Genomic DNA, 12,541 nt, shown 5'->3' with positions numbered 1-12,541 from the left:
TACCGTTCATCCTCCTCCTATATCTAGTCTACATTTTTGTGGGGGAGGACTCCAACTTCTTTAGGGGGCTGTGGAGCACTCACCTCACGCTGGCCCATTGTGTTCGGTTTTTCGCCTACATCCGCCTCACTCACCTCACGCCAGCCCATTGTGTTCGGTTTTTCGTCTACATTTGGCCCACACGCCTCGCGCCAGCCCATTGTGTTCGGTTTTTCGCCTACATCCGCCTGGTCCACTCGCCAAAAAAAGCCCGGTGATTGCTCACCGGACTCTGACACACATTCTTCTGTTTACTCTCCCACCACACATCAGATCAGCGTGAACTCCTGCTCTACAGCAGCTTCAACCGTGAAGTACTCTTCTCCAAGCGCCTCGGCTACGGCCTGGCAGGTGATTTTTCCGTTGACTACGTTGACGCCGCTCTTCAGACCTGCATTATCTTCAATGGCCTGGAATACGCCTTTGTTGGCAATTTGCAGGGCGTACGGAACGGTGACGTTGGTTAGAGCGATGGTCGAGGTTTTGGCGACTGCGCCCGGCATATTGGCTACGGAATAGTGCAGAACCCCATGCTTCTCAAAGACAGGGTTATCATGCGTGGTCACCCGGTCAATCGTCTCCACAATCCCGCCCTGGTCAATCGCCACATCGACAATGACGGAACCTGGCTTCATTGTCTGCACCATCGCTTCCGTTACCAGCTTAGGCGCCTTCGCTCCCGGAATAAGCACTGCTCCTACCAACAGGTCTGCTTCGGCAACAGCCTTGGCGATGTTGTACGGATTGGAGATCAGGGTGCTGATCTGGGCACCGAAAATATCGTCAAGCTGGCGGAGCCGGTCTGCGCTCAGGTCGATAATGGTCACCTCAGCGCCGAGGCCAATGGCCATCTTGGCTGCATTGGTGCCGACGACACCTCCGCCGATAATACTGACCTTGCCGCGGCTTACGCCGGGAACACCGGAGAGCAGGATGCCCTGTCCGCCGTAGTTCTTTTGCAGGAATTGTGCGCCCAGTTGTACAGCCATCCGTCCTGCTACCTCGCTCATGGGTGTGAGCAGCGGCAACGTACGTCCATCCACTACCGTCTCGTAGCCGATGGCGAATACGCCTTTGTCCTTAAGGGCGGCAGCCAGAGCTGGCTCTGGAGCCAGATGCAGATAAGTGAAGAGGATAAGCCCTGGACGGAAGTAACCGTATTCGCTGGCCAGCGGCTCTTTTACCTTCATTACCATTTCAGCGGCGGCCCACACTGCGGCGGCTTCTGCCACCAGTTCAGCACCGGCTGCGGCATACTCTTCATTCTGGAATCCGCTGCCTACACCCGCTCCTGCTTCCACCAGCACCTTGTGGCCCTCTGCGGTCAGGCTGACAACACCCGCCGGGGTGATCGCTACCCGGTTTTCGTTGTTTTTGATCTCTTTCGGTACGCCAATAATCATCTTTCATCGCTCCTGTCAGTTAGGGTTCTCTTATGTGAAGAATCATAACATACAGGCCGGAGCTGCATTTTGGGTAAAAAGAAAAACATGATCTGACATGATTGTGTTTTTACACAATGGACTTGAAACGCCGCACCAGCTGCTCCCGGAATAGAACGTTTCCCTGCACTATTGCCGCCCTAGCCCTAATCCGGGGAGATATTATAAAGTTATGTTCCATATTCTCCTGTTTTTTGTTCCTTCTGACGCTTCCGGCCATCTGCTATTCTTGAATTGCAAGCTTATACAGTACACACAGGGAGGTTGTCGCTTTTGAACAAGAGCCGTGTTATTGCCGGAATCACTTCGCTCGTTCTGATCATGGGTCTGGCCGCAGGCTGCGGGAACAGCAGCAATTCATCTTCAGCGGACAATGGAAGCTCTGCCACAGGTAAGAATACACCGGTAACGCTCAAAATGTGGGGCGGTGTCCCCCCGGAATCCGGTCCGCAGCAGGTGGTGGACAACTGGAACAAGGAGCACCCCGATATTCAAGCGGAATATGTACGCTATGTCAATGACGACGACGGCAATCTGAAGCTGGATACGGCGATGATTACCGGCCAGGATGTAGATTTGTTCGTGAACTATACAATCTCCCATGCCGCCAAGCGGGTGGAATCGGGACTGGCCCTGGACCTCAGCGGCTTCACCGATTACAACATTGAAGAGAAGATGGGCGCGGACACTGCGAGCTGGAAGATTGACGGCAGGTTCTACGGCGTTCCGACAACCAAGAGTCCGTTCTTCATCGCCCTGAACAAAGACGCCCTCGATAAGGCAAGCCTGCAGGTTCCGAAGGAATGGACCTGGAATGAGCTGCGCGAGTATGCGAAGAAGCTGAAGAACGGGGATTCGTACGGTTTTATTCAAAATATGGAGCCCTTCGTGGACCCCATCGACTCCGTGCTGTCCCAGGAGGGCTATACTAAGCCGGACGGCACCTCCAATCTCGATCACCCGCTGGTCAGACAATGGCTGGAGACGCTGAACGGGATGATGCAGGACGATAAGACCACGCCGCCGCTCGGCGAGCAATTGACTTCCAAGATGCCGGTGGAGCAGGTGTTCCTCAGCGGAGAGGTGCCGATGCTCAATATCGGGGCGTGGCTGCTGCGCAGCTCGAATAACTTCACCGACTTCCCGCGTGATTTCAAAATCGCTTTCGCTCCGGTACCCCGACTTGCTGAATCCGCCAGTGATTACGTGACCCGCGGGGGCCTCGGCGATTACATCTCCATTAACGCCAAGTCCAAGAAGCAGGAAGCGGCCTGGGAGTTCCTGAAGTGGTATTCCGATGGCGGCATGTCCCCGATGGCAGCGGGCGGCAGACTCCCGGCCTCCAAGGATGCCAAGCAGGAGGATGCGCTCAAGAGCCTCATCGGCGACAAAAGTGACTCCTACGATCTGGACTCCCTGATGTACGTCATGTTCGACAATAAGACGCCAACCTATGTACGCAGCCTGCCGCAAGAGGTAATGGACCTGCGCTCACAGGAATACGAGAAGTACTTCCTCGGCTCGCAGTCGCTTGACCAGACCGTACAGGCCATGGCAGCCCGGCATAACGAGTATTTGAAGCAGAAGAAGTAGCGGCTTGAGTGGAGCCAGCGGAGATAGCGAAGAAATAGAGAAGTATCGTGCATCATACGGGAGGCTTGCCATGGGAATCATGGCGCCTCTCTTTCTTTTCTCTTACCCTATCAGGAACAGACTATGCCTTGAATGAACGCGGCAAGCTCCAGCCGTGTTCTTGCGGACTGGAATGCGCTTATTAGGGCAAATTCGGCTATTCTGGAGGCTACATGGACTCAGATGCGCTTAATTACAATTTCCCTCTTCATTTCCGGCTACCTGGAGTGATATAAAGGCCTCTGAGTCCGCCTGCCAGCAGAAAGTTGACTTTTTGGCCGAATAAGAGCCTCTGAGTCCGTCGGTCCACAGACATAGGAGGCACATGCGTCCAGGATACTTCATTACCGCCCCCACTGGCAGATCGTTTATAATCAAGAAGGAGTGATCATCTTTGTAAAGGAGTGATGAAATGCTCAAAAGCTTCAAACCCTTTGACAGGACAATCATTATGGGCGGATTAGTCTCGGCGGGGGTCATTCTCCTGGCTGGCGTGTTTCTTCTGCTTGCGCTGAAGTACAACATCATACGTTTAAACTGACATCTTATACCCCTCCATACTCCAAAAGCTCTCTTGACAAGGCGGGGCGGATAACCATCCGCTCAGTCTTTCTTGTCCCGCCGTCAAGCAGCCCGGATAGAACAAAACTATGCATTTCCGCCATCCTCCCCTGTCCGCTGGAACAAAACCATGCAATTTGAAATATCGCCAATCCGGCGGAGGGAGTATGCTATAATCTAGCATATCAACCGACCCGAACCGGGCAGGTTCAGTCAGGCTTGGAGGTGCTTCCCTGTGTCACAGCTGCTGCGTGTGCTGATTCCCCAGAAGTTAAAATACCGCCTGTTCACCGCCTTTGTGTGTCTGATTCTGCTGCCGTTCGGCGCGCTGAATATCTATAACTATCAGCGCATTGAGACGCTGGTCCAGAAGAAAATCAGCCAGCAGAGCCACTATCAGCTGGAGCAGATGTACCGCACACTGGAGGACCAGATCAGCATCGCCTTCAAGACGCTGCTGTTCCTAAAGCAGGATGACACTGTGAAGTCTGTACTGCTCCATCCTGAACAGCGTAATGAGCTAGAGAATAAGCGGCTGATGGAGAATATTTTCAAGAACCTGAACAACAGCTTCTTCCTGTATAATCCTTCGGTCTACTTCATGATTCTGGACTTATCTGAAAGCGCATACACCTCATATCCGCCCAAGGATTCTCTGGTCTATTCGGATCTGCGGGCAAATCCCGGGTTCGACCGGGGGCAGATGAACAACAGCTCTTATCACTGGGTGCCCAATGATACTAACTACGTGCTGCGCGATGTCTCTACCAGCGCCTATCTGCTGTCCTTATATGCGTATCTGGAGGATGCCCGGAACCAGCCATACGGCATGGCCCGGATCAGCATTGACTACACGTACTGGCTGCGCTCCATCCACAAGCAGTCCGATCTGGAGCAGCAGTATTTCCTGATTACCCGCTCGGGCGAGGATATCTCCCAGTCGGTTCCGGGCAGCCAGTTATCCGAGAAGGTGAAGGCCGGCTTTGCCGGGCAGCCGGGACAGCAGTATTTTATCGATAAAGACTCGAACGCCTTGATTAACTATATCTATGTGGAGTCGCTGGACTGGTATATCGTCAACCGGATTCCGCTGTCTGTGCTGTTCGTGGAAATCGAGGGGCTGAAGCAGCAATACTTCATTACGTTCCTGGTGCTGACGAGCATCTTCCTGATGATGACCTTCGTGATTGCTACGACCATTACGCGGCCCTTGTCCCATCTGCAGAACAAGATGAAGGCTGCCGTGCAGAAAAGCCTGAAAATCCGCCTGCCGGAGCACAAATTCAGTGGCGAGATCCTGGAGCTGACCCGGACCTTCAATACGATGCTGGACGACACCCACCTGCTGATCCAGAAGCTGAAGGCGGAGGAGCGCCAGAAGGAGGCGGTGCATTTTCAGATGCTGCTGGCCCAGACGAATCCCCACTTCCTGCTCAACACGCTGAATACGATCAAATGGATCGCCATCCGTGAGCAGAACGAGGATATTACGAACATGACCCTGTCGCTCGGCAAGCTGCTGGAGGCCAGTCTGAACACCGATAAGGATCTGATCCATCTAAAAGATGAAATCGAGCTGGTTGAAGCCTATGTCCATATTCAGCAGGTCCGGTACGCGCACAAATTCGACTGTACGTTCACGTATGACGAGGATATTCTGTATGCTCTGGTGCCGAAGCTCAGCCTTCAGCCGCTGGTGGAGAACGCCATCATTCACGGAATCAGCAGACTGCCCGGCCACGGCCTTATTGAGCTGAACGTCCACCGCGAAGAGAACCGGCTGGTCGTAGAGATCCGGGACAACGGCGTAGGCATGGAGCAGACGGATAGCCCCAAGGCTCCGCGCAAGCGTCCGGGCATCGGACTGAGTAACATTCAGGAGCGGCTGCGGCTGTTGTTCCGGGAAGAGGGTCAGCTTGAGGTGCTCTCAACCAGCGAAGGCGTTACGGTCCGCTTGACGCTGCCGCTGCTAATGTCCACACCTTACGGCAACGAACATCCGGCTTGAGGCGCATAACTACGGGAGGGATTACACATGTGGAAGGTACTGCTGGTGGAGGATGAGGTATTCGTACGGGAAAGTGTGCGCGAGATTATCGCCTGGGAAGAGCTTGGCTTCACAGTCAGCGGAGAAGCGGGCAACGGGGCAGAAGCGCTGGAGATGATCCGGGAGAATACGCCCGATCTGGTGATTTCGGATATCGTCATGCCGGAGATGGATGGCGTCGAGCTGCTGCGCAGAACCCGTGAGGAAGGATTTGATTCCCGCTTCGTCATGCTGACCTGCATGAATGATTTCGAGAATGTGCGGCAGGCCATGGAATACGGGGCGTCCAATTATATTCTGAAGCTGTCGATGAGCGTAAATTCACTCCGGGACACACTGCGTAAGATCAGCGGGGAGCTGGAGAAGAACCGCAAGGCAGAGCCGGATATGCCTAAGGAGTCTCCCCCGCCCCCGCCGGCCCATGAGGAGATTACGAGCCACCCGGAGATTCAGAAGATCCTGCACTATCTGCACGAACACTACGCTGAGGATATTACGGTGAAGTCGATGTCGCAGTATGTCATGATGGCCGAGAATTATGTCAGCACCCTATTCAAAAAGAAAACCGGCCACACCCTCATCCACTATCTGCACCGTGTACGGGTAGACCAGGCGATCCGGCTACTTACCGATTCCGACTTGCCGGTCTATGAGATCGGTAACCGGGTCGGCTTCGTGAGCGACAACTACTTCATCAAGATCTTCAAGCGCCTGACCGCGCAGACGCCCAGCCAATACCGGCATCAGCAGCGAGAGAAGCCGGATCGCTTGAGTTTATAGCCTGTTTTTCAGACAACGATTATAGTACCGCTCCAGCGGCATTCCTACCGGGAATGCCGCTATTCTTGCTGGCCGGGACATGGATAGAACATAACTAAGACCGAAGCGCCTGCCGCCGCCTGCGTAATTGTATATTTCTGTGCCATGAAGTGGGTGGTTTTGTTCCTTAACCCTCACGGGAACGCTTGCTATGCTTGTAATGTACTTATTAAGACCTGAAGGAGTGGGGCTATTGTGAAGGCAACCTGGATGAGACGCCAGCAGCTGCTGGGCTATCTGTTTATCGGGCCCAATATGATTGGCGTGATACTATTTTTTATCATACCGGCTATGTATTCGTTCTATCTCATGTTTACAGACTACAAGTTTATGAGTCCCCATACCAAGTTCATCGGGCTGGCCAATATCCGGCGGATGCTGGGGGATGAGGTCTTCTATATTGCCATTAAGAACACGCTGCTGTTCCTGCTCTCTGTTCCTGTATCCATTGGGCTGGCGTTCCTGGTGGCTGTCATTCTGAACCGTTCTGTCTATCTCAAAAAGCTGCTCCGTGCCCTATACTTCATGCCGTACATTACCAGTGGCGTAGCCGTAGCCTTCGTCTGGATGCTGCTGTTCCACCCGAATAACGGGCCGATTAACGGCATTCTCCGCTCTATGGGCATCGAGAACCCTCCCGGTTGGCTGTCCACGATGGATACGTCCATGTATGCGATTGATATCATCTGGATCTGGTTCATGCTCGGCTATAACATGATTATCTACCTCGCCGCCTTGCAGGAGGTGTCCGGCGAGCTGCTGGAGGCAGCCACCATCGACGGTGCCCGCACCTGGCAGACGGTCCGCAGCATCCTGTGGCCGCTGGTGAGTCCCACCACTTTTCTGCTGCTGATTACCGGGCTGATCATGTCGATCAAGCAGTTCGGCATCATCCAGGCGATTACGCAGGGCGGGCCCGGGAACAGCACCACCGTATTGTCACTGTTCATCTATCAGAATGCCTTCCGCTATTACGAGATGGGCTATGCGTCAGCGGTCTCCTGGGCCCTGTTCCTGATCATTCTGATCTTCACCGTCGTTCAATGGCTGGGCCAGAAACGCTGGGTTCACTACTAAGGAGCTGAGAATATGAATAAAGCCGCTGTTGCCAAAATTATCACCACATTAATCATGCTGTTCTTCAGCATCGTCATGATTGTACCCTTCCTCTGGATGATCAGCACCTCCTTCAAAACCCCTGCGGAAGTATTCCGCTATCCGATCCAGTGGATTCCGGACCACTTCAACTGGAGTCATCATATCAAGGTCTGGTCCGGCCAGGGCAGCTTCGTGCCTTATTATCTGAATTCCCTTAAAGTCGCTGTGCTGAGTACCGTCGGCGCTGTCTCCCTGTCTGCCTTGGCGGCGTATGGTTTTGCCAGAATTGAATTCAAGGGGCGCAACACGATGTTCCTGATCTATCTGTCCATGATGATGGTTCCTCCGCAGGTACTGTTCGTGCCCAAGTTCATCATGTTCGACTGGGCCGGCATCTATAACACCCACTGGGCGCTGATTCTGCCCGGCATGTTCACCATCTTTGGCGTATTCATGATGCGGCAGTTCTTCCTCTCCGTGCCCCATGAAATCTCGGAGGCCGCCTTCATCGACGGTGCCGGCCATTTCCGCATCTTCTCGCGGATCATCCTGCCGATGGCCAAGCCTTCGCTGGCGACACTGGCGATTATCGATTTCTCCTGGCACTGGAATGATTATGAGAACGCGCTCGTCTTCCTAATCGACCAGGATCTGTTCACCGTTCCGCTCGGGCTGCAGAATTTCATCCTGGAGAACAATGTCGACTACAACGGCATGATGGCCGCCGCAACGGCCGGTATCATCCCGATGATTCTCGTCTTCCTGCTCGGCCAGAAATACATTATTGAAGGAGTGGCCAGCTCGGCGGTGAAGGGGTGACAGTGCGGGGAACTAGGTAGTAGTGCCGCATCAGCTTAAAACATGTGAAAATTACTTTTAACTCATCGCTTGCTTAGGGTTGCCATGCCTGATCGTGCCTGATTAAGGTGCGAGGGTAGGCTTAAGTGCAGTCTGTACAACTAAAATGCGGGATGTGCCGCCAAATCTCTGTTTAGATGTATTTCGTACAATAAAATACCTCTATATCTGGATTTTCGCCCATTCGGGCAAATATAGTTGTACAGAATACAGTTAGACGAAGAATACCTTCGGGCGCACTGTTTTTAGTTGCACAGAATACACTTATCTCTGATTAAAGTCTGAGTATGAACATCGAGCTGATATTAGGCTGAACCTGCCCCGTTGCTGACTTCAACTCTTCAAATCAAGTAGCTGATTGTATTTCCTGCAATAGAAAACGTATTGCTGACCGTAAAATGAGATTCTATTGTATTTCATACATTGGAATGTTGTGATTTGGCTGAAAAAAGGCCTTTTTTCAATATTCGATTGTACGGAATACAATAGAATCTATTTCGAAGCCTCTTCTACAGCATTCCGTTGTACAATGTGCAGTTGCTATTGTTCCTCCGCCTTCACCGCCACCCAGCCGTCAATCAGATATGCGCCGAAGAATCGGGATACGGCAGTGAACCCGGCCTCCTTCAACAACTCCTCTATCTCTTCAGCATGGAGCGGATGAGAGATTACGCCGAACGATTGCTCAAAGGTCTGCCACTGTTCCTCTGCGATCCCGTTCCCCAGCATATGCAGCCGCCAACCTGCCATCTGAAGCTCCCATGCAGGTGAGCCCGGCTCCCCGCAGATGGCGGACAGGCAGAGCGGTGCACCCGGCTGAAGCCGCGCGGCAATGCTGCGAAGGAGCGCCAGCTTACTCTCCCTCCCCTGCACGAAATGAAGCACCAGCATACAGGTTGCGGCATCGTACGCTCTAGCACAGCTCCAGTCACTAATTTCCGTAAGATGCAGCCGCACTCTATCCAGCAGACCCGGTTGACCCGCAGCCTCCAGCCGCTGCTTGGCAGCCTGGAGCATACTCTGCGAGGTGTCCAGGCCGCTGAAGCTCCAGTCCGGGTGGCTCAGACCCAGCTTCAGTATCTCCTGTCCTCCGCCCGCCCCGACGATCAGTAGCTCCTGCTTCTCCCGCTTGTCCAGCCGCGCTGTTAGCAGCGTATCCATCAAGTCATATTGCAGCGCGTACCCGGGGATTTTGCGGCTGATATTCTGTACATACTGATCTCCGTCTGCCTGCTCCCAAGGGCTGGCTGCCCCGCTCATGCTGTCCTTCAATTACATCCCCTCCGAAAGTAATAATCGGTACATAACCACAACAGGTCATGTACCGATTATCAGGGACGGACGCGGAAACCTCCATCCCACATAGCTGGGATCTATAGAACAGGCCGCTCATACCAATACCCCGGAATCCCCTGTTCCAGCCGCATCAGCGCCTCCAGATAATAATAATCGCCCAGTTCGTGTAATCATCCGGCGAATCTCCGGCCCGTGTGCCCAATGTGTTCGGTTTTTCAAGTACATTCCGATTCCGTCCGTGCCCTTTCACCGATACGAAAAAAAGACACCGGTTAAGTGTCTTTTGGGGCAATCCTATACAATTCTGCTACCCAGCCTACCTTAACCCATCCGCCGCTCACTCGCGGGACAGCACCGACAGCACCGTCTCCAGCACCACATTCACGCCCATTTCACAATCCTCATAGGAGGTGAGCTCTTCCTCGCAATGGCTTTTCCCGTTCACACTTGGGACGAAAATCATCGCCGACGGCAGGAACCCGGCCACGAACTGGGCGTCATGCCCTGCGCCGCTAGCCAGCTTCCGGCTGCTGTAACCGAGCTTCTGCGCGGCCTGCTCCACCAGCGTACAGATCCCCGGATCGAACCATACCGTGTCGCGGCCCCACAGCTTCGTCTTCGATACACTGCAATCCAGCAGCTCCTCCGGCAGGCCGTGAATAATCGCCTCAACTTCACGGACCTCATCCATGTCCTTATGTCTCGCTTCCACGGTGAAGATCACCTTGTTCGGAATAACGGTGTGGATATTCGGCAGCACGTTCATCCGCCCCATCGTATAGACCAGCTCAGGGTCCAGCACGGCCAGCTTGCGGCGCAGCTCCGTAATAATATCTGTAGCGGCAAACAGCGCATCCCGGCGCATATCCATCGGCGTAGTCCCGGCATGATCCGATTCCCCGGTCACTTCAATCTCATAGCAGACCATGCCCACAACACAGTCAACCAGACCGATCTTAACGTTCTCCTTCTCCAGCACGGGGCCTTGCTCAATATGCAGCTCCAGATAAGCCGCCGCTTCCCTGATCCGGTTCTCCGCCTCCCCGGCATACCCGCTGGCCTCCAGCGCCTCGCCGAAGCTGATGCCTTCCGGGTCCTTCTTCTCCAGCATGGCTGCCTTATTGAACTTGCCGGACAAGACCCCAGAAGCCATCATGGACGGCTCGAAGCGCGCCCCCTCCTCATTGGTGAAGTTCATCACCGTGACAGGCAGCCGGGGCTTAATCCCGTGATCTACCAGGGTTCTCACCACCTCAAGGCCGGCAATCACCCCCAGCACACCGTCGAATCTGCCGCCCTTCTTCACAGTATCCAGATGTGAGCCGATCACGATGGGCGGCCCATCTTCACAGCCAGCCAGAGTGGCATACATATTGCCCATATCATCCACCTTCACGCTCATGCCCAGCTCTTCGCAGCAGGCGGTGAAATAGCCGCGCACCCGCACATCCTGCTCCGACAGAGACAGCCGGGTAACTCCGTTATGGTCTGTCCGCCCAAAATCGGCAAAGGCCTCAATGGTATTCTTCAGCCGCTCACCGTTCACCAATAGTTGCTTAACCTGCATCGGCTTATTCCCCCGTTTCCGCTGATATGGAATGATTGCTATCCTTATATGTTAACGAATTCCACATGTTTGTCATTGTACATACTGTAAAAATTATAGGCTGGAGAATTTCCGTCATATGCTGGCACCTGCGGGGAAGTCTGTTAGAATATGAGACATCAGGATTACATATTGCAGGACGAGAGGGGTAAAAGCATGAACACTATTTTACGCAGCGGCCTGGCCGTGGCCGAGATCAGTTCACTCGGTGCTGAGCTGGTCAGCTTCAGAAGAACGGATACAGACACTGAATATATGTGGAACGGAGACGCCGCCTATTGGACAGGCCGTTCCCCGGTGCTGTTCCCGATGATCGGGGGAGCCGCAGGCGAAGCGGTCCGGGTAGACGGGCAGGCGTATCCGCTGGCCCGGCACGGCTTCGCCAGACGCAGCGAATTCACGCTGGTGGAGTCCAGCGATACACATGCCGTCTTCCGGCTCTCCCACAGCGCGGACACGCTGGCCAGCTACCCGTATCCGTTCCATCTGTATCTCACCTATACGCTGAACGGCAGCACGCTGGACATCGGCTACCGGGTGGAGAATCCCGGAGAAGAGGAGATGTTCTTCCAGCTCGGCACCCATCCGGCGTTCAACTGCCCGATTGGCGGAGAAGGAAGCTTCACCGACTACTATCTTGAATTCGAACAGCCGGAGCGCCTGGAGCGCTTATTCCTGAATGAGAATGGCTTGATTACTCCAGGCCAGAGCGAGACTATGCTCGGCGGGGACAACAAGCTGCCGCTGAATCACGACATGTTCGCGCATGACGCCCTCGTCTTCCGCAATGTCCAGTCCAAATCGGTTGCCCTCAAAAGCAGACAGTCTGACAAGAGCGTAACAGTCGCCTTCACCAATTTCCCCGATCTCGGCATCTGGCAGCCGAAGAATGCACCGTTCGTGTGTATCGAGCCTTGGCATGGTGTGGCCGATATCGAAGGCTTCACCGGCGATATCCGGGAGAAGCAGAATGTCATCTCCCTGCCGCCGGGCAGCCAGTTTACCAGCGCGCTGGCGATTACATTTAACTAAATTTCAGCAGGCGAAGGCCGCAGTCACCTCATGGGAGGCCACTGAAAAACTAGCCTTTCTTAGAAAAAGTAAAAAAACGTATTTAAAAGACGACGTTATTCGGTTTCTCCG

At 54.0% G+C, this 12,541-nt stretch carries 9 protein-coding genes; 6 read left to right on the top strand and 3 right to left on the bottom strand.

Going from position 1 to position 12,541, the window contains the following annotated elements:
• Positions 1 to 308 precede the first annotated feature (308 nt).
• Positions 309 to 1,442, bottom strand: a complete 1,134-nt coding sequence (gene ald / locus C173_RS16155; RefSeq protein ID WP_036726395.1) for an alanine dehydrogenase — start codon at positions 1,440 to 1,442, stop codon at positions 309 to 311.
• Positions 1,443 to 1,754: 312 nt separating this feature from the next.
• On the opposite strand from ald, the gene C173_RS16150 reads away from it, so the two are divergent.
• The 5 genes from C173_RS16150 to C173_RS16130 all read left to right on the top strand — a co-directional run bounded on the left by C173_RS16150 (position 1,755) and on the right by C173_RS16130 (position 8,457).
• On the top strand, positions 1,755 to 3,074 hold the full coding sequence (locus C173_RS16150) for an ABC transporter substrate-binding protein (protein WP_235191915.1): 1,320 nt from the start codon (positions 1,755 to 1,757) through the stop codon (positions 3,072 to 3,074).
• An 835-nt stretch (positions 3,075 to 3,909) separates the two neighbouring features.
• A complete protein-coding gene (locus tag C173_RS16145) occupies positions 3,910 to 5,682 on the top strand; it encodes a sensor histidine kinase (RefSeq protein ID WP_036726394.1) in 1,773 nt (590 codons plus the stop codon).
• A 27-nt stretch (positions 5,683 to 5,709) separates the two neighbouring features.
• Complete coding sequence (locus tag C173_RS16140) at positions 5,710 to 6,501, top strand: response regulator (RefSeq protein WP_036726393.1); 792 nt, start codon at positions 5,710 to 5,712, stop codon at positions 6,499 to 6,501.
• Positions 6,502 to 6,735: 234 nt separating this feature from the next.
• Complete coding sequence (locus C173_RS16135) at positions 6,736 to 7,617, top strand: carbohydrate ABC transporter permease (protein ID WP_036726391.1); 882 nt, start codon at positions 6,736 to 6,738, stop codon at positions 7,615 to 7,617.
• A 12-nt stretch (positions 7,618 to 7,629) separates the two neighbouring features.
• The gene (locus tag C173_RS16130) at positions 7,630 to 8,457 is read left to right on the top strand and encodes a carbohydrate ABC transporter permease (protein ID WP_036726389.1); all 828 of its coding nucleotides are present in this window, start codon (positions 7,630 to 7,632) and stop codon (positions 8,455 to 8,457) included.
• Positions 8,458 to 9,036: 579 nt separating this feature from the next.
• Here the strand turns inward: C173_RS16130 and C173_RS16125 are convergent.
• Together C173_RS16125 and C173_RS16120 are read right to left on the bottom strand one after the other, a co-directional pair.
• Positions 9,037 to 9,768 (bottom strand): class I SAM-dependent methyltransferase, encoded by a 732-nt coding sequence (locus C173_RS16125; protein ID WP_235191914.1) that lies wholly within the window; start codon positions 9,766 to 9,768, stop codon positions 9,037 to 9,039.
• A 361-nt stretch (positions 9,769 to 10,129) separates the two neighbouring features.
• Entirely contained in the window at positions 10,130 to 11,359 is a 1,230-nt protein-coding gene (locus C173_RS16120) for a Zn-dependent hydrolase (RefSeq protein WP_036726388.1), read from the bottom strand.
• A gap of 195 nt (positions 11,360 to 11,554) precedes the next feature.
• On the opposite strand from C173_RS16120, the gene C173_RS16115 reads away from it, so the two are divergent.
• Complete coding sequence (locus C173_RS16115; RefSeq protein ID WP_036726386.1) at positions 11,555 to 12,430, top strand: aldose 1-epimerase family protein; 876 nt, start codon at positions 11,555 to 11,557, stop codon at positions 12,428 to 12,430.
• Positions 12,431 to 12,541 lie beyond the last annotated feature (111 nt).

The sequence above is a fragment of the Paenibacillus sp. FSL R7-277 genome (assembly GCF_000517965.1).
Lineage (GTDB): Bacteria > Bacillota > Bacilli > Paenibacillales > Paenibacillaceae > Paenibacillus_AQ > Paenibacillus_AQ silagei.
This window is presented reverse-complemented; position numbering and strand designations above follow the sequence as displayed.